An 18,279-nucleotide genomic window follows, 5' to 3' on the forward strand; every position below is an offset into this window, starting at 1 on the left:
TGCCGAGAATCGGATCCGATGACGCGCTACGGTTCTCCGGCATGGACCCCGTGCGCAACCCGTATGCTCCCGGCGCCGGACAACGTCCTCCCGAGCTGGCCGGGCGCGACCGACAACTGGCGGCGTTCGACATCGTGCTGGAGCGGATCGCCCGGGGCCGGCCGGAACGCAGCGTGATGCTCACCGGGCTGCGCGGCGTCGGCAAGACCGTACTGCTGAACCAACTGCGGTCGGCGGCAATCGCGCGCGGCTGGGGCACCGGCAAGATCGAGGCCCGGCCCGATCAGGACCTGCGTCGCCCGCTGTCCTCGGCCCTGCACATGGCGAGCCGGGCGATCGCCACCGCGCACCGCAATCCCGAGCAGGTGGACGACTTTCTCGGCATCCTCAAGGCATTCGCGCTGCGCGCCACCGCCGACAAGGGAATGCGGGAACGCTGGCAACCTGGCATCGACGTCCCGGCGGTCACCGGCCGTGCCGATTCCGGGGATATCGAGATCGATCTGATCGAGCTGTTCAAGGAGGCCGCCACCCTGGCCGCCGATATCGGGGTGGGTGTCGCTCTGTTCATCGACGAGATGCAGGATCTGGGGCCGGCCGATATCTCGGCGATCTGCGGCGCGTGCCATGAACTGAGCCAGGACGGCGCACCGCTCATCGTGGTCGGCGCGGGCCTGCCACACCTGCCGGCGGTCCTGTCGGCCTCCAAGAGCTACTCCGAGCGACTGTTCAGTTATCACCGAATCGACCGGCTGGACCGGGATTCGGCGGATCAGGCGCTGCTCGCCCCGGCCGCCCGGGAGGAGGTCGATTTCACCCCCGACGCCCTGGACGCGCTCTATCGCCGGGCGGACGGCTATCCGTACTTCGTCCAGGCCTACGGCAAGGCCACCTGGGACCAGGCGCCGGCGAGCCCGATCACCACCGAGGATGTCGCGGTGGCCGCGCCGACCGCCGAGGAGGAACTGGCGGTCGGCTTCTTCGGTTCCCGATACGAGCGAGCCACCCCCGCCGAGCGGGAGTACATGCGGGCGATGGCGGATCTGGCCGGTGACGACGGACCGGTGGCGACCGCGGCGGTGGCCGCCGAACTGGGCCGAAAGCCGGCCTCGCTGTCGCCGGCCCGGGACGGGTTGATCAAGAAGGGCCTGATCTTCTCGGCAGAACGCGGCACCATCGGCTTCACCGTGCCGCATTTCGGACGCTACCTCCGCAGCGTCTGACAGCTGTCTACAGCTGTCTATTCGACAGAACAGACAGCCTGAGAATACCGATACGGCCACTTCCCGAGGTCGATCTAAATCAATCTAGGATCAAATCTAGAGTGCATTAGATTCTCCTGATCACGGGCCGATCGGACTCTCTAACCGAATCTAGCGCCCAGCCGAGATACCGGAAGAGACAGCTGCACTCGCCGGACGATGCCCGCCCGGATTCGGTTGCGCATCGGAGCCGTAACGGCAGGAATGCCGGGTTAACGCACCGGCAAGTCCCTACGAAAACCGGGCAGGACCATCCCGCTTCCGGAGGTTCCCATGTTGCCGTCCTTCGCCCCGGGCAGCGCCGAAACCGACGACCGCCGGGTGACCGTCACCACCGACGACGGCGTGCCGCTCGCAGTCCGGGTGTCCGGCCGCACCGACGCCGGGCCGACCGTGGTCCTCGTCCACGGCCACTGCCTGCACGCCGAATCCTGGCTCGCCCTACAGGAACACCTGCGGCGACAACATCGCGGCGGAATCCGGACCATCTGCTACGACCAGCGCGGGCACGGTGCATCCGGTCGCGCCGACCACGCCACCTACACCATCGACCAGCTCGGCCGGGACCTGCACACGGTGTTGCACACCCTGGCACCGGAGGGGCCGGTGGTGCTGATCGGACATTCGATGGGCGCCATGGTGGTGCTCGCCTACCTGCGCCTGTTCCCCGGCACCGTCGGCGCCCGGGTGGCCGGGATCGGGCTGATCGCCGGAGCCGCCGGCGGCATCTCCGAAGCCGGTGCGGCCCGGCTGCTCAATCTCCGGGCGGCCACCTCACTGCACCGGGCGGTACTGCACGCGCCGCGTATGGTCCGCTGGTCCCAGCGGCTGTCCCGGCGCCTGCTGGCACCACCCGCCCGGACCACCACCGGCAGCACTCGATGGATGGGCCGGCGACTGGCCGCGCTCGCCAGCGCGATCCACAACGACGCACCACTGCTGACCATGTCCGGCTTCCTCGCCTCACTGCTGAGCTTCGACGAATCCACCAACCTGGCCCGGCTGGGCGCACTGCCCGCGCTGGTGCTGGCCGGTTCGGCCGATCTGCTGGTGCCCTTCGCCCACTCGGTGGCCCTGGCCTCCCAACTACCCGGCGCGGAGCTGGTCCGCATCGAGGGCGCCGGGCACAGCGTGATCCTGGAGCGGGCCGAGGAGGTCGCCCAGTCGGTGTCCGGCCTGCTCCGGCGCGTCGGTGCCGACCTGCCCGGCCCGGGCCTGGGGGTCACGGCGTGATCGCGCACAGCTATCGATGGGCAACTTGCCGCATTCACGGCAACCACGAGCCGCGTCGACAAAGTTCGGTTACTGTGGTGTAGATCACCATGTGTGGTCAGTCACACGCCCAGGAGGTCCCCATGACACGCAGCGACATCGCTGAACTACGCTTCACCGTCGGGCAACTCCGTCAGTGCATCGGCGCACTGCGTACGCATTACGGGGAAGCGCCCGTAATCCGCCGCCTGGAGAACGACCTGGAACGACTCGTCATCGACTCCGAGGAGTTCGAGCAGACCCCACCCCCCGAAGTCGAGCGGTCACGATCCGCCGAGACGATCTACGTCCCGGACAGCAAATCCGATGAGTCCGCCTGGATGGGCGCCCAGGACGAAGGCCTCGGCTTCCACTCCCGACCCCGAACGAAGTAGTACCCGCCGCAGGGGCTCGCCGATCCCGGCGGGCCCCTGTGCACCATCGCCGATCAGGCGCGATGCCGGCCGGGCCGGCGATTCGGCCGGGCACCGTGGAAACGTGCACCACGCGGCGCCACCACCGGCACGGCGCCGTCCGGGGATTCGAACAGTGCCGCGATCCCGTGCTCCGGCCCCGATGCCACAGCCTCCAGGGCATAGCCGCCGCCCGTGCGCTCCAGCTCGTGCAGCATCGTCGTCATGATCCGCAGTCCGGTCGCGCCGGCCGGATGCCCCAGCGCGATCGTCGAACCGTTCACATTCAGCCGGTCCACCGGGTCGATCCCCCAGACGCGGGCCAGCGCCAACGCCTCCACCGCATAGGCCTCGTCGATCTCCAGCAGATCGATATCGTCCAGCGCGCACCCGGCACGAGCGAGAACCTTGGCCACCGCCGGCCCGGCACCCGGTTCGGGATGCTCGGCGGTACGCGCTGCACTCGCCCAACCGGCCAGGAACGCAATCGGCGTCAACCCCAGCTCGTCCAGCCGGCTCTCGGCCACCACCAGGCAGGCCGCTGCCCCGTACCGGTGGGCGCCCATGTTGCCGGACGTCACCACCCCCTCCGGGAGCAACGCGGGCAACCGGGCGAGTGAACCGATGGACAGCTCGTCGTCGACGTCCTCGTCCCGGCGGATCCGATGATCGACCGGTCCGGCGGCGACCCCCACCGGCACCACCTCCCCCGCGAACCGACCCTGCCGCCAAGCCCGCGCGGCCTTGCGGTGGCTGGCCGCCGCGAACCCGTCGGCCGCATCCCGGTCGATTCCGAAATACCGGGCCAGCGCCTCGACGTGACGCAGGGCCGCCGTGTCGGCCGCCGGTCCGGTCGCGTGCTCGACGCCGCCCGCAACCACCGCATCGGCCGCCCCGGTCTGCACCATCATCGCGGCCGTCAACACCGTCTGCAGGCCGCTGCCGCGGTGCCTGCCGGATCGGAATGCCGGCGCGGGGACCGGCAATCCGGCACTCCGGACAGCACGCTCGCACCAGGCGGGTCCGGCGCCCGGGCCGTCGTCCGGGCAGGCCAGGACGACGTCGTCGATCGCCGCCGGGTCGACCCCCGACCGTGCGACCACAGCGCCGAGCGCGGTACCGGCCAGCCAGTCCGCCGGCATCCCGGACAGGGCCCCGCCGGCGACTCCGGTCGGGGTCCGGACCGGTGCCACGATCGCGGCTCTTCTCATCCTCGCCTCGCTCCCGCCCACCGGCCGGCACCGAAACGAACGCAGGCAGGCGCGGCCGGGGGGCATTCCGGAAAAAGGGGACCACAGCAATGTTGCCGCCGCGTGACAGGTGACGACTCATCCGAAATCGATCGGCGCGCTCGTATGCCCCGACCTCGGTGAAGATCTTCGGCCACGGTGCGATTCGCCCATTTACCACAGGTTGCCCGGCAGTTCCGGTACGGCCGCACCGGAGTCGACTGTGATCGAATTCACTCCTCCGATGCCGGGAGAATTCGACCGGGACCCGACTCGGACTGCGCACCCCTGAGCGTATGGTGCTGTAGGTCACATTCCATCGCGGCGAGTCATCAACGGCCCGCCGCAGGGCTGAGCAGCGAGGCATCGATACCGTGAGTGCCGCAACGACCGCCCCCGAATCGGGCGTATTCAGCAGGACCCGGGCCCGCATCGGCGCGCGCACCCTACGTACCGACCGGTGGTGGCTCCCACCGGTGGTCACGGTCGTGGGGCTGACCGCCTTCGTGGTATACGCGACGTTCCGATCCTTCGTCCGCACCGCCTACTGGTCGGCGGAATACCACTATCTGAGCCCGTTCTATTCACCGTGCCTGAGCGACTCCTGCGTGCCGGGCTCCTCGCATTTCGGCACCCCGATCGGCGAGCTGCCGATCTGGATTCCGCTCGGCTTCCTGGTATTGCCGTTCCTGCTCGGGTTCCGGCTGACCTGCTACTACTACCGCAAGGCCTACTACCGGTCGTTCTGGCTCTCCCCGCCGGCCTGTGCCGTCGCCGAACCGCACGAGCACTACTCCGGCGAATCCCGGCTGCCACTGCTGATCCAGAACAGCCATCGGTACTTCTTCTACATCGCGGCACTGGTCGCGGCGATCAACACCTACGACGCCATCTACGCATTCCACGGCAGCAGCGGCGGATTCGGGTTCGGTCTGGGCAATATCGTGCTGCTGGGCAATGTGACCCTGCTGTGGGCATACACGCTGTCCTGCCATTCCTGCCGGCACATCACCGGCGGCCGGTTGAAGCATTTCTCGGCGCATCCGGTGCGGTATCGGCTGTGGACACTGGTGTCGAAACTCAACACCCGGCATATGGCGCTCGCCTGGATCACCCTCGGCACTCTGGTCCTCACGGACTTCTACGTGATGCTGGTGGCCAGTGGCACCCTCTCGGACCTGCGTTTCGTCGACTGATCGGAAAAGTTACAGATGCCAGAAGTGGAACGACACAACTACGACGTGGTGGTGATCGGGGCGGGTGGCGCCGGGCTACGTGCGGTGATCGAAGCGCGGGAGCGCGGCCTGTCGGTGGCGGTGGTGTGCAAATCGCTGTTCGGCAAGGCACATACGGTGATGGCCGAGGGCGGCTGCGCGGCGTCGATGGGTAATGCCAACGAGAAGGACACCTGGCAGACCCATTTCAAGGACACCATGCGCGGCGGCAAGTTCCTGAACAACTGGCGAATGGCCGAACTGCACGCCCGGGAAGCAGCCGACCGGGTGTGGGAGCTGGAATCCTATGGCGCCCTGTTCGATCGCACCGCCGACGGCCGGATCAGCCAGCGCAATTTCGGCGGGCACACCTATCCCCGGCTGGCCCACGTGGGCGACCGCACCGGGCTGGAACTGATCCGCACCATGCAGCAGAAGATCGTTGCGCTGCAACAGGAGGATCACGCGGAGACCGGCGACTACGAGGCGCGGATCAAGGTGTTCGCCGAATGCACCATCACCGACCTGCTCACCGACAACGACCGGATCGCCGGTGCGTTCGGCTACTGGCGGGAATCGGGCCGGTTCGTCCTGTTCGAGACGCCGGCCGTAGTGCTGGCCACCGGTGGCGTCGGCAAATCGTACAAGGTGACCTCGAATTCCTGGGAGTACACCGGCGACGGGCACGCACTGGCCCTGCGAGCCGGCGCCACCCTGATCAACATGGAATTCCTGCAGTTCCACCCGACCGGGATGGTGTGGCCGCCGAGCGTCAAGGGCATCCTGGTCACGGAAGGGGTGCGCGGCGACGGCGGGGTGCTGAAGAACACCGAGGGCAAGCGGTTCATGTTCGACTACATCCCCGCGGTGTTCAAGGGCCAGTACGCCGAATCCGAGGACGAGGCCGATCAGTGGCTGCGCGACAACGACTCCGCCCGCCGCACCCCCGACCTGCTCCCCCGCGACGAGGTGGCCCGCGCGATCAACGCCGAGGTCAAGGCCGGGCGGGGCACCGAACACGGTGGCGTATACCTCGATATCGCGTCGCGGATGCCGGCCGAGGAGATCGTTCGCCGGCTGCCCTCGATGCATCACCAGTTCAAGGAACTCGCCGATGTGGACATCACCGCCGAGCCGATGGAGGTCGGGCCGACCTGTCACTACGTGATGGGTGGCATCGAGGTGGAGCCGGATACCGGTGCGGCCGTCGTCCCGGGCCTGTTCGCGGCGGGTGAATGTGCGGGCGGGATGCACGGTTCCAACCGGCTCGGCGGCAATTCCCTGTCCGACCTGCTGGTCTTCGGCCGCCGCGCCGGACTCGGGGCCGCCGCCTACGTGCAGGGGCTGGGCACCCGGCCCACGGTCACCGAGGACGATATCGCGACCGCGGCCCGCCGGGCCCTGGCGCCGTTCGACCCGGCCGCCGAAGACTCGGCCGGGGACGAGCAGTCGCACACCGAGAATCCGTATACCTTGCACACCGAGTTGCAGCAGACGATGAACGATCTGGTCGGCATCATCCGCTCGGAACCGGAGATCCGCCGCGCCATCGAGAAATTGGCCGACCTGCGGCAGCGCTACCGGCGAGTGGCGGTGGAAGGACATCGGCAGTTCAACCCGGGCTGGCATCTGGCCCTGGATCTGGCCAATATGCTGCTGGTCAGTGAGTGTGTCGCCGAAGCCGCCCTGCAGCGCACCGAAAGCCGGGGCGGGCACACCCGCGACGATCATCCGGCGATGGACCCGGACTGGCGGCATACGCTGCTGGTATGCGCCGTCGACGGGACGACCGCCGCAGATCCGGTACCGACGGTAACGGTGACCCCGGCCGAACAGACGCCGATGCCGGTGGAACTGCTGGCGCTGTTCGAACTCGGCGAACTCGAAAAGTACTACACGCCGGGCGAACTCGCTGCCCATCCGGCAGCTCCGGGGTCGGCCGGACAGGAGGCGTGACATGGGATACGACGGCCGGTTCCGAATCTGGCGCGGCGACGCCGACGGCGGTGAGCTGTGCGATTTCACCGTCGAAGTGAACGAGGGCGAGGTGGTCCTCGACATCATCCACCGGTTGCAGGCGACCGAGGCCCCCGACCTCGCGGTTCGGTGGAATTGCAAAGCGGGCAAATGCGGTTCGTGCTCGGCCGAGGTGAACGGACGACCTCGGCTGCTGTGCATGACCCGGATGTCGACCTATGCGCCCGACGAGGTGATCACGGTGACCCCGATGCGCACCTTCCCGATCATCCGGGACCTGGTCACCGACGTCTCGTTCAACTACGCGAAGGCCCGCGAGATACCGTCGTTCACTCCGCCGGCCGATCTCGCACCGGGCGAGTTCCGGATGCAGCAGGTCGATGTCGAGCGCTCCCAGGAGTTCCGCAAGTGCATCGAATGCTTCCTGTGCCAGAACACCTGTCACGTGGTGCGGGACCATGAGGAGAACAAGGAGGCATTCGCGGGGCCGCGATACCTGATGCGCATCGCCGAACTGGAGATGCACCCGCTCGATACCGCCGACCGCCGCGACCTCGCCCAGGACCGGGAAGGCCTCGGCTACTGCAACATCACCAAATGCTGTACCGAGGTGTGCCCGGAGGGCATCAAGATCACCGACAATGCCCTGATCCCGCTCAAGGAGCAGGTCGCCGACCGCAAGTACGATCCACTGGTCTGGTTGGGCAACAAGCTTTTCCGACGCTGAACGTCACAACACGGCAATGGCGCCCAGCGCCACCAGCCACACCAGCAGTCCGACGAACAGCGCCGACAGCAACGATCCGGTCAGCACGTAGATACCCACCGTGGCCGCGCCGAACAGCAAAGCCACGATCAGCCGCTCCACCCCGTCACGAGGCGCCGTCCTCCGGTACCGGGGTGTGGTCCTCCTCAACCCTCGGTCCATGTCCCAGGAATACCCAGGACACAAAACGATAAACATCCGTCACAGGGGAATGCGGTCGAGCGAATCAGCCCAGGTCGAACTCACCGTCCTGGACTCCCGCGGTGAAGGCCGCCCACTCGGCCGGGGTGAAGACCAGCACCGAACCGGCCGGATCCTTGCCGTCACGCAACGCCACCCGCCCATCCGGCAGCAGCGCCACCTGCACGTTTCCGGATTCGGCGGTACCGGATCGCAGCCAGGTGGCTGCCGACAAGTCGCTCATTCCACAACACCCTTCGTATCGCTGCCCACGGCAGCCGTGTCCTCGATCGAATGTCCGGACAGCCTGTATCCCGCCTGGTGCCGGCCGGGTCCATTGCACCAGCAGAGTCACCGGAAGCGCCGTCAACCCCGGTTGCGAACACACGCCCGCTATCGTCCGCCATCCTGCGACTTCTTGCTGAGAGTTCGCCGGAATCCGGACAATGTCGCAGATCCGCCGGTAGACCGGCATCCGTTGTGATGTGCTGGATGGTATGCAACTCAGCGATGTCAACAGGCAACTGACGGCGGCGCTGCTCGGCTGCGACGACGATCCCGGCATTCTCAGCATCGGCCGAGCCCATGCCGCAATGCAGCTCCACATCGAATGCACGGTCGACCGGTGCCGGGTCCGGCGGGCGGCTCGCGCGGTCCTGGTCGAGTCCGGCCGGTACGTGCTCGATCCGCGCGCGATCGACTAGCGGCGGCTGTGGTCGGTGATCGGGGTCCGGGGACCGAATTTCGGTTTGCGGGCCAGGCCGGCCAACTCCAGCAGCCGCACCGCACGGTAGCGGTGTGGCCGTAGCGGTTCCAGATAGGCGACCATCTCGGCGTCGTCGATCGGCCGGCCGAGCAGGGTCCAGCCGACCACGGCAGCGAGGTGGAAATCGCCGACCGAGAGGGCATCGGCGTCACCGAAGGCACGCTGGGCGATCTCGGCCGCGGTCCATTCGCCGATGCCGGGAACCGTACGCAGGCGGCGGGCCGCCTCGGCGGGCGGCAACTGTGCGGTGCGTTCCAGCGAATCCGCCACCCGGGCGGCCTGCACGATGGTCCGGGCGCGGTCCGGGCCGACGTTCGCGCGGTGGTATCGCCAGGACGGGATCCGCCGCCAGCCCTCGGCGTCCGGAGCCAGCAGTAAGCCGTCCGGGGCCGGGCCGGGCGCCGGCGTGCCGAAACTGCGCACCAGGGTCCGCCAGGCTGCCCAGGAAGAAACGGTATGCACCTTCTGTTCCAGCACCGCGGGTACCAGTGCCTCGAAGACCCGCCCGGTACGCAGCATCCGCAGACCGGGTCCGCGGCGGTGCGCCTCGACCAGCAGCGGATGCGCCGGGGCGAAGTCGTCGAGGTTCTCGTCGAGGCACAGCATGTGGCGGAGGCCGTCGAGGAACTCTTCGGCGCCCGCACCCCAGGCGGTGGCCTCGGCGCCGTCCGGCCCGTCCCGGCACAACCGGTACGTGACCGGACCACTGGACATCCGGGTGGCCCGCCAGTGCGCACCGTCCGCGGTCACCCGGTGACAGGGGTCGCCCTGACCTCTCCGCAGTGGCGAGATCGTGGCGACGAGATCGAGCGGCCGAGGTGACCGCACCACCCGGGTCCGCCCCGCACTCGCCACCTGCGTATTCATCCCGCCCATTGTGCCGGATCGGTGGCCGTTATCATTCCGTAACAGTCGGCTCCCAACCGCCGATAACCAGCAGAACCGGCCACCCGCCGGCCCCTACCCCGATGGAGGCACCGTGATCACCACCGTTCTCAACTGGCTACTCGACGTCCTCGGCAGTGTCTTCGCCGGCAGCTCCGGCTACCACATCGAACCGGGCACCCTGCCACACGGCAGCTGATCACCGACTCCCCCGGCCGCGCCGCCCGCCGGATACGGGCTACCCGGTCGATGCATCCAGGAGGTACTGAGCCAGGTGCCGGCCGGGGCGGCCCGCCAGCTGCTGGGCTTGAGTTCGGCAGGAGAAGCCGTCGGCCAGGAATAGCGCGGCCGGGTCGTCCCGTAGTGCCGGGAGCAGGGCGTGTTCGGCTACGGCGACCGAGATGTCGTAGTGGCCGCGTTGCATGCCGAAGTTGCCGGCCAGGCCGCAGCATCCGGCCAGTTCCGTCACGGTGACGTCCATGGCGGTGAGGATTCGGCGGTCGGCGGCATTGTCGAGTACCGCATGCTGGTGGCAATGCGGCTGGACCAGCACCCGATCACCGGGGCGGGGTGGCGGTTGCCAGTCGGGCTGCTCGGTGAGGAACTCGGCAAGGGTGCGCACGGCCGCGGCGGTCGGCCGGGCCCGGGAATCGTCCGGGAGCAGTTCGGGTAGATCGGCGCGCAGTGCCGCGGTGCAGGAGGGTTCCAGGCCGAGCACCGGAACGCCGGTCGCGACATCATCGGCGAGCGCCGCCAGGGTGGTGCGCAGCCGGGCCCGGGCACCGTCGAGCTGCCCGGTGCTGATCCAGGTCAGGCCGCAGCACACCCGGCGATCGGGGATGCGCACCCGGTAGCCGAGTGTTTCGAGCAGATGGGTGGCCGCCAGGGCGATATCGGGATCGAAGTGGTCGGTGAAGGTGTCCGGCCACAGCACCACCTCGCCGCGCGGCGGACCGGCTTCGCGGTCGGGCAGGTGATGATCGAGGCCCGCGTCGCGCAGCGCTTCCGGAAGCGGGGCCGAACGCGCATTGCCGCCGATCGACCGCCAGATCCGGCGGAAGCTGTGCGGGGCCAGCGGCGGCACCGCCCGGCGGGGATCCATCCCGGCCGCGCGCAGCCCGAAACGCCGGAGCCGGTCACGTCGCGCGAGCGCGTTCACCGGGCGGGCAAGCGGACTCGCGAGAGCCAGCCAAAGCGGTAGCCGGCCCAGGGTGTAATGGTCGATCGGCCGCGGCCTGCCCCGGTACTTCCGATACAGCACCTCCGCCTTGTAGGTGGCCATGTCGACACCCGCCGGGCAGTCCGATCCGCAGGCCTTGCAGGACAGGCACAGATCCAGGGATTCGGCGACCGCCGGTGCCCGCCGGTCCAATTCGCCGCGCACCACTTCCTGCAGTACCCGGGCCCGGCCGCGGGTGGTGTCCTTCTCGTCGGCCGTGGCGAGATACGACGGGCACATGAAGCCACCGGCAGCACCGGTATCGGCCCGGCACTTACCGACGCCGACGCACCGATGCACCGCCGTCCCCAGGTCACCACCGTCGGCGAGCAGGGCGAACCCGCCCGCGGACGGGACCGCCGGCAACTGCGCAACGCGCAGATCGGCATCGACGGGGCGGGGAGCGACCAGCACACCCGGATTCAGTACGTCCCCCGGATCGAACAGGCCCTTGTACTCGGCGAACGCCTGCCGTACCGGCGCCGGGTACATGACATCGAGCAGTTCCGAACGGGCCCGCCCGTCCCCGTGCTCACCGGACAGCGAACCACCGTGCCGGACCACCAGTTCGGCGGCATCGAACAGGAATGCGCGGAAACGCGCTGGTGCGTCGATGATCGGGAAGTCCAGGCGCACATGGATACAGCCGTCGCCGATATGCCCGTACAGCAGCCCGGTCAGCCCGTATTCGCCGACCAGTTCGTCGTATTCGCGCAGATAGGCACCCAGGCGATCCGGTGGCACGGCGGCATCCTCCCAGCCCGGCCACGCCGGGGCACCGGCCGGGGTGCGGCCCGCGAGACCGGCCCCATCGGCGCGGATCCGCCACAGCGCGGCAGTCGCCGCCGGGTCGGTGACGATGCGATGATCGATCGCATTCGCCGTGCGGCACAATCGATCCGCGGCGGCGCGCGCCTCGCCCGGGGTGTCCCCGGCAGTCTCGACGAACAACCAGCCCCGCCCCCGCGGCAGCTCCGGCACGGTGCCGCGGTGCGCGCGCACGACATCGACCAGACCCGCGTCGATCCCCTCCACCGCAACCGGCGCCGCGGACAGTACCGCGGCGACATCATCGGCGGCCGTGGCGATATCGGGGTAGCCGAGCACGGTGAGCACCGTCGCACCGGGTAGTGGGGTGAGCGACACCTCGGCATCCAGCAGCAGCCCGCAGGTTCCCTCGGTACCCACGAATGCCTTGGCGACCGAGGAACCGTGTTCCGGCAGCAGATGTTCCAGTCCGTATCCGGAGGCCTGCCGCGCGAAGCGGCCGAGTTCGGTGCGCAGCACGGCCAGCCGGGCCCGGGTGAACTCCGGCAGCCCCGGAATCACGGCGAGGTCGTCGGCCAGGATCCGCTCGGCACCGGTCCCGTCGAGGATTCGCAGCCGACGCACCGTATCGGCGGTACGGCCCCAGGCGAGGGCATGCGGGCCGCACGCGTTGTTGCCGATCATGCCGCCCAGCGTGCAGCGGTTCTGGGTGGACGGATCCGGGCCGAACCGCAGTCCGTGCTGCCGGGCCTGCTGTTGCAGTGCGGCGAGTACGACCCCCGGCTGGACGCGTGCCACGCGCCGTTCCGGATCGAAGTCGAGAATCCGGTTCAGATGCCGGCTGAAGTCGAGCACCAACCCGGGACCGATCGCGTTCCCGGCCACCGAGGTGCCGCCCCCGCGTGCGGTGACCGCCAGCCCGTGTTCGCGAGCGAAGGCCAGGGTGCGGCCGACATCGTCGTCGGAGCGCGGGAAGACGACCGCGGCGGGCGGCACCCGGTAGTTGGAGGCATCCGAGGAGTATTCGGCGCGCCGGCGCGGCGAGTCGTCGACCTGGCCGGCGATTCGGCTGCGCAGCGCCTCGATCCTGCGATCCTCGGTCACCTGCCCAGCGTAGGGGATACCGGGGAAGGACTTGAGGTCAAGCTTTGTTGAGGTTTTAGTGTCGGTGGGCCGGGGTTTCCTGGTGGGTGACCGGGAGGAGTTGTGGTGAGTATCGAATCGGTGGCGTACAGCCAGATGTACCGGCGGGCGAATGCGCCGGAGGAATTGCGGCCGTTCCGGCCGGCGACGGCGCGCCGGATCCTGCGCTTCGCCCGCCCGCACCGGCGCCGCATCGGACTGTTCCTGCTGCTGAGCATTGTCGCGGCACTGCTCGGTGTCGCGACCCCGGTACTGGCCGGGCGGGTGGTGGACGGCATCGTCTCGGGCGTCGAACCGCGCACGGTGGTGCTGCTGGCGCTGCTCATCGCCGGGCTCGCGGTGGCCGACGCCGCCCTCGGCATGCTGATCCGCTGGTTCTCCGCCCGGATCGGCGAGGGCCTGATCCTGGATCTGCGCACGGCGGTGTTCGACCATGTCCAGAAGATGCCGGTGGCCTTCTTCACCCGGACCCGGACCGGCGCGCTGGTCAGCCGGTTGAACAGCGATGTGATCGGTGCGCAGCGGGCGTTCAGCGACACCCTGTCCGGTGTGGTCACCAATATCGTGACCCTGCTGCTCACCCTGGTCGTGATGCTCAGCATCTCCTGGCAGATCACCCTGCTGGCCCTGGTGCTGCTGCCGGTCTTCGTGATCCCGGCGCGGCGGGCGGGTAACCGGCTGGCCGTCATGCAGCGGGAAGCGGCCCAGCTGAACGCCGCCATGAGCACTCAGATGACCGAGCGGTTCTCGGCACCGGGCGCCACCCTGGTCAAACTGTTCGGCCGGCCCGGGCAGGAATCATCGGAATTCGCCCTCCGGGCGCGCCGAGTTCGCGATATCGGCGTGCGCACCGCCATGCTGCAGACCACCTTCGTCACCTCGCTGACCCTGGTGTCGGCGCTGGCGCTGGCCCTGGTCTACGGCCTGGGCGGCTGGTACGCCCTGCAGGGCAGCCTGGACGCGGGCTCGGTGGTGGCACTGTCGCTGCTGCTCACCCGGCTGTACACGCCGCTGACCGCGCTGGCCAGCGCCCGGCTGGAGGTGATGGCGGCCCTGGTCAGCTTCGAGCGGGTGTTCGAGGTCCTCGACATCGTGCCGCTGATCCGCAACGCCCCGGACGCCCGCCCGATGCCGGACGGGCCGATCTCGGTGGAACTGGACGGGGTCGGCTTCGGCTACCCGGCCGCCGACAAGGTGTCGCTCGCTTCGCTGGAGGATGTGGCGACGCTGGACACCCGCGGCGGCGTCCCGGTGCTGCACGAGGTGTCGCTGCGCGCCGAACCCGGGCAGCTGGTGGCGCTGGTCGGGTCCTCCGGGGCCGGTAAGTCGACCATCGCCCAGCTCGTCTCCCGGCTCTACGACGTCGATTCCGGTGCGGTGCTGCTGGGCGGCGCCGATGTGCGGGAGCTGACCACCGAATCCATCCAGGCCACCGTCGGCCTGGTCACCCAGGACGGCCACCTCTTCCACGACACCATCCGCGCCAACCTGCTGCTGGCCCGCCCCGAGGCGAGCACCGAGGAACTGTGGGACGCACTGGACCGGGCCCGGCTGCGCGATCTGGTCGCCGGCCTGCCCGACGGGCTGGACACTGTCGTCGGGGAACGCGGCTACCGGCTCTCCGGCGGCGAGCGGCAGCGGCTCACCATCGCCCGGCTGCTGCTGAAGCAGCCGCGGGTGGTCATCCTCGACGAGGCCACCGCCTCATTGGATTCCACCTCCGAAGCGGCCGTGCAGGAGGCCCTGGCCGAGGCGCTGATCGGCCGGACCGCCCTGGTGATCGCGCACCGGCTGTCCACCATCCGGGCCGCCGACCATATCGTCGTACTGGAGGAAGGCCGGGTCGTCGAACGAGGTACGCACACCGAACTGCTGGACGCCGACGGCCGGTACGCCGAGCTGTACCGGACCCAGTTCGCCGAGGAACCGGCATCGGTGCCGGTCGCCTGACCGGGTCACGAGGCGGCGGTGCGGTTCGACCCGGGCGGGTGCCGCATCGACCGGCTCGCCCGCCGGAGCCACACCAACCGGCCCACCCGCCAGCGGGCGCCACCGGTTCGGCCGGCAGTGCTGCGTCAACCAGCTCACCCGCGGGAAACGCACCACCAGCACACCCGGCAGCGCCACAGCAGTACTGCATCAACCAACTCGCCCGGCAGCGCCACGCCACCAGCTCAACCGGCGGTACCAGGGCGGACTCGGACCGTCGCGCGCAGCTCCGCCGGCGAGAGCATGCGCGCGGCACCGGCCAGCACCACCGCGTACACGACGACATAGCAGTTCATCAGGATCGGGGCGACCGGCCAGCTCGGCGGGAACAGGAACAGGCCGACGACCACCCAGTCCGGTGCGTACTGGTACGCCCAGGCGCCGGTCCACAGGTACAGCGCCCCGGCGGCGAACCACCAGCGTGGCGCGGTCTGCGCCCGGTGCACCAGATAGACCAGCAGCGGCACCACCCACACCCAATGGTGGCTCCAGGAGAACGGGGACACCGCGGCCGAGGTCAGTCCGGTGACGGTGATGCCCAGCAGTCGTTCACCGCGCCGGATCAGGCCGGTGGCGAGCAACAGGCCCAGCAGGGCGACGGGTCCGGCGATGAGCAACCAGTAGCGCAGCGGCACATGCTGGTCGATCATCCGGGCGACCAGGCCGCGCACCGACTGGTTGGCGGGGTGGGTGTCCGGCGCGATCCGGCCGGACTGGAAGAACGTGGCAGTCCAGTATCGGCGCGAATCGCCGGGCAGCACCGCCCAGGCCAGGCCGACGGTGGCTACGAAGGTCACCGCCGCGGTGACCGCCGCCCGCCACTGCCGGAGCGCGAGGTACTGCGCGACGAAGAACAGCGGCACCAGTTTGATCCCGGCCGCGAGCCCCACCCCGATGCCACGCAGCCGGCTGCCCGCGGGCCGGGAGAAGTCCCAGAGCACCAGGGCCAGCAGCATCAGATTGATCTGACCGTAGTAGAGGGTGGTGCGGACCGGCTCGACGAAGACGCAGGTCAGCGTGAGCAGCACGGTCAGCGCACCCGCGCGCGCATCGATGCGGCAGCCGAGCAGGCGCAGGCTGAGCAGGATGCAGCCGGCCAGCGCCAGCAGATTGAGCACCAGCCAGGTGTTGGTCACCGCACCCCACGGCACCAGCGTGATCGGGACGAAGATCAGTGCCGAGAACGGGGTGTAGGTGTACAGCAGCCCGTACACGCTCGGTGTGGTGTACAGCGGATACCCGTGCAGGATCTTCCAGGCACCGTCCCGGTAGACGTGCACGTCGAGGCCGCCGACCAGGATTCCGATCCGATCCAGCCAGGGGTCGGCCGTGGTGAACAGGAGAACCACCGACAACACGGCGGTCCCGGTGAGGACGATCGGGGTCGAGCGCGTGCGAGATGACTCCGGCTGTCGCGGCACAGCTGCGGACGTTACCGAACCGAACGAGCTGCCCCGCGGATCCGGGGCACGCCGGTGGTGTCGCCGCCGTGTCCCGGTGCCGGTTCAGAATCCGCCGGCGACCTCGATGACCGTGCGGCCGGAGTGCTCACCCCGATGGATCGCCTGCAGTACCTCGGCCACCGAACGCACCGGTACGGCATCGGAGAACGTCTCCAGATGCTGCGGCCGCAGTTCGCCGCCCAGCTTCGTCCACAGTTCCCGGCGCTGTTCGATCGGCAGCTGAACCGAATCGACGCCGTACAGACTCACGCCGCGCAGGATGAACGGCAGCACGGTGGACGGCAGTTCGGCGCCGCCGGTCAATCCGCTCGCCGCGACCGCACCGCCGTAGCCCAGGCTGCTGAGGACATAGGCGAGGGATTTGCCGCCGACACTGTCCACCGCGGCCGCCCAGCGGGCCTTGGCGAGTGGGCGCAGCTTCGCCTCCGGGTCCTCGGGCAGCCGCCCGATCACCTCGTTCGCGCCGAGTTCGGCCAGCCGGTCACCGGCATCGGTCTTGCCGGTGGAGGCGACCACCTCGAAGCCCAGCTTGGACAGCAGATCCACCGCGACGCTGCCCACACCGCCGGTGGCTCCGGTGACCAGCACCGCGCCGTCGTCGGGGGTCAGCCCGTTCCCGAGCAGCCGCTGCACACTCAGGGCGGCGGTGAACCCGGCGGTCCCGATCGCGGCGGCCTCCCGGGTGGTCAGGCCGTCCAGGCGCACCACCCAGTCGGCGGGCACCCGGGCATATTCGGCATATCCGCCGTTGTGCGCCACGCCGATGTCGTAGCCGTGCGCGATCACCCGGTCGCCGGGTGTGAAGTCATCGCGGTCGGAGGCGACGACCTCGCCGGCGAGGTCGATTCCGGGCACGATCGGATACTCGCGCACCACACCGCCACGCGGGGTGATCGCCAGTCCGTCCTTGAAATTGGCACTCGAGTAGTCGACCCGGATCGTGACGTCGCCGGCGCCGAGGAAGTCCCCGGACACCCGCTCGGCCGTCAAGGCGATCCCGCCGTCCGCTTCCCGCGCCACCATCGCTGAGAACTCCATACGCGAAGCATACGGATCGGCCCGCCGCCGGCAGTGATCCGCCGCATACCGCCGGCCGGGTCAGGCGATGCGGTGCTCCTCGATTCCGGAACCCAGGTCGGTGCCGTTGATATCCAGATAGATCCGGCGTTCGGTGATCGACAGGTGCACCGTGTTGCGGCGTTGCAGCGCCGACACCGTCTCGTCGACGAACCGCCGGTCGAATGCGTAGATGGGGATGGTCTCGGCGCGGTGGATGCGCTTGCCGGTGAGCTGGGCGAGCACCTTCGCCGGATCCTTGTGGGTGTAGACGGCGGCCCGACCGGCTTGTTTGATCCCGCGGTGCAGACGTTCGGCATCGGGTGCGCCGACCTCGATCCAGGCGGTCAGCTGCCCGGTCCGGTCCCGGACCAGCACCGCGGGTTCGTCGGTGCTGGAGACGCCACCGGCACTGAACGCAATACCTTCCTCGTACTCCAGAAAGTAGGCGAGCAGCCGGGTCACCATGAACGCGCCGGATTCGGACGGATGCTGCGCCACCCGCAGCTCGAGATCGTCGTAGACGCCGCGGTCGACGTCGGCGAGCTGAACGGTGAAGTGGTGGATGGTCGCGCTGAGTGCCATGTGGACCGACGGTACGCGGCCATACTCCCGAGAAGGCAGGGAAGACCTTCCCTGCCACTTTCAACTTATAACACGCAGGGGGTCTTGCGGCAAGACCCCGGTGCTGCCGCACA

General features: G+C 69.1%; 16 protein-coding genes. 8 read left to right on the forward strand and 8 right to left on the reverse strand.

Features of this window, described 5'->3' with window-relative positions; all coding sequences use genetic code 11:
- Positions 1 to 41 precede the first annotated feature (41 nt).
- The 3 genes from AC1HFH_RS01000 (at position 42) to AC1HFH_RS01010 (ending at position 2,908) form a co-directional block, all read left to right on the forward strand.
- Entirely contained in the window at positions 42 to 1,223 is a 1,182-nt protein-coding gene (locus AC1HFH_RS01000) for an AAA family ATPase (protein WP_480245542.1), read from the forward strand.
- A 312-nt stretch (positions 1,224 to 1,535) separates the two neighbouring features.
- Positions 1,536 to 2,495, forward strand: coding sequence for an alpha/beta fold hydrolase (locus tag AC1HFH_RS01005; RefSeq protein ID WP_480245543.1), 960 nt, complete (start codon positions 1,536 to 1,538; stop codon positions 2,493 to 2,495).
- A 122-nt stretch (positions 2,496 to 2,617) separates the two neighbouring features.
- Positions 2,618 to 2,908, forward strand: coding sequence for a hypothetical protein (locus AC1HFH_RS01010; protein WP_480245544.1), 291 nt, complete (start codon positions 2,618 to 2,620; stop codon positions 2,906 to 2,908).
- A 53-nt stretch (positions 2,909 to 2,961) separates the two neighbouring features.
- Here the strand turns inward: AC1HFH_RS01010 and AC1HFH_RS01015 are convergent, their stop codons facing one another.
- Positions 2,962 to 4,137 carry a thiolase family protein gene (locus AC1HFH_RS01015; RefSeq protein ID WP_480245545.1) on the reverse strand — a complete coding sequence of 392 codons (1,176 nt, stop codon included), beginning with the start codon at positions 4,135 to 4,137 and terminating at the stop codon, positions 2,962 to 2,964.
- A gap of 392 nt (positions 4,138 to 4,529) precedes the next feature.
- Here AC1HFH_RS01015 and AC1HFH_RS01020 point away from each other — a divergent pair, with 392 nt between their 5' ends.
- Genes AC1HFH_RS01020 through AC1HFH_RS01030 form a run of 3 tightly spaced genes read left to right on the forward strand, consistent with a single transcriptional unit; the run spans position 4,530 to position 8,073 of the window.
- Positions 4,530 to 5,351 (forward strand): hypothetical protein, encoded by an 822-nt coding sequence (locus AC1HFH_RS01020; RefSeq protein ID WP_480245546.1) that lies wholly within the window; start codon positions 4,530 to 4,532, stop codon positions 5,349 to 5,351.
- Between the two features lie 15 nt (positions 5,352 to 5,366).
- Entirely contained in the window at positions 5,367 to 7,325 is a 1,959-nt protein-coding gene (locus AC1HFH_RS01025) for a fumarate reductase/succinate dehydrogenase flavoprotein subunit (protein WP_480245547.1), read from the forward strand.
- A 1-nt stretch (position 7,326) separates the two neighbouring features.
- Positions 7,327 to 8,073 (forward strand): succinate dehydrogenase/fumarate reductase iron-sulfur subunit, encoded by a 747-nt coding sequence (locus AC1HFH_RS01030; RefSeq protein ID WP_480245548.1) that lies wholly within the window; start codon positions 7,327 to 7,329, stop codon positions 8,071 to 8,073.
- Between the two features lie 3 nt (positions 8,074 to 8,076).
- On the opposite strand, the gene AC1HFH_RS01035 is transcribed toward AC1HFH_RS01030, so the two are convergent.
- A complete protein-coding gene (locus AC1HFH_RS01035) occupies positions 8,077 to 8,199 on the reverse strand; it encodes a hypothetical protein (RefSeq protein ID WP_480245549.1) in 123 nt (40 codons plus the stop codon).
- 139 nt (positions 8,200 to 8,338) lie between these two features.
- Entirely contained in the window at positions 8,339 to 8,536 is a 198-nt protein-coding gene (locus AC1HFH_RS01040) for a DUF397 domain-containing protein (protein WP_480245550.1), read from the reverse strand.
- A 253-nt stretch (positions 8,537 to 8,789) separates the two neighbouring features.
- Here AC1HFH_RS01040 and AC1HFH_RS01045 point away from each other — a divergent pair, with 253 nt between their 5' ends.
- The gene (locus AC1HFH_RS01045) at positions 8,790 to 8,996 is read left to right on the forward strand and encodes a hypothetical protein (protein WP_480245551.1); all 207 of its coding nucleotides are present in this window, start codon (positions 8,790 to 8,792) and stop codon (positions 8,994 to 8,996) included.
- Here AC1HFH_RS01045 and AC1HFH_RS01050 read toward each other — a convergent pair.
- A complete protein-coding gene (locus AC1HFH_RS01050) occupies positions 8,993 to 9,925 on the reverse strand; it encodes a DNA-3-methyladenine glycosylase family protein (RefSeq protein WP_480245552.1) in 933 nt (310 codons plus the stop codon). The genes AC1HFH_RS01045 and AC1HFH_RS01050 overlap by 4 nt on opposite strands.
- A gap of 256 nt (positions 9,926 to 10,181) precedes the next feature.
- Complete coding sequence (locus AC1HFH_RS01055) at positions 10,182 to 13,034, reverse strand: FAD-binding and (Fe-S)-binding domain-containing protein (RefSeq protein WP_480245553.1); 2,853 nt, start codon at positions 13,032 to 13,034, stop codon at positions 10,182 to 10,184.
- 105 nt (positions 13,035 to 13,139) lie between these two features.
- Here AC1HFH_RS01055 and AC1HFH_RS01060 point away from each other — a divergent pair, with 105 nt between their 5' ends.
- Positions 13,140 to 15,023, forward strand: a complete 1,884-nt coding sequence (locus AC1HFH_RS01060; RefSeq protein WP_480245554.1) for an ABC transporter ATP-binding protein — start codon at positions 13,140 to 13,142, stop codon at positions 15,021 to 15,023.
- Between the two features lie 224 nt (positions 15,024 to 15,247).
- Here the strand turns inward: AC1HFH_RS01060 and AC1HFH_RS01065 are convergent, their stop codons facing one another.
- The 3 genes from AC1HFH_RS01065 to AC1HFH_RS01075 all read right to left on the reverse strand — a co-directional run bounded on the left by AC1HFH_RS01065 (position 15,248) and on the right by AC1HFH_RS01075 (position 18,166).
- Complete coding sequence (locus AC1HFH_RS01065; protein ID WP_480245555.1) at positions 15,248 to 16,420, reverse strand: glycosyltransferase 87 family protein; 1,173 nt, start codon at positions 16,418 to 16,420, stop codon at positions 15,248 to 15,250.
- A gap of 147 nt (positions 16,421 to 16,567) precedes the next feature.
- Positions 16,568 to 17,563: an oxidoreductase gene (locus tag AC1HFH_RS01070; protein ID WP_480245556.1), complete on the reverse strand. Its 996-nt coding sequence runs from the start codon at positions 17,561 to 17,563 to the stop codon at positions 16,568 to 16,570.
- Between the two features lie 60 nt (positions 17,564 to 17,623).
- A complete protein-coding gene (locus tag AC1HFH_RS01075; RefSeq protein ID WP_480245557.1) occupies positions 17,624 to 18,166 on the reverse strand; it encodes a YaeQ family protein in 543 nt (180 codons plus the stop codon).
- Positions 18,167 to 18,279: the final 113 nt, after the last annotated feature.

This window comes from Nocardia sp. KT25-26, from assembly GCF_056627695.1.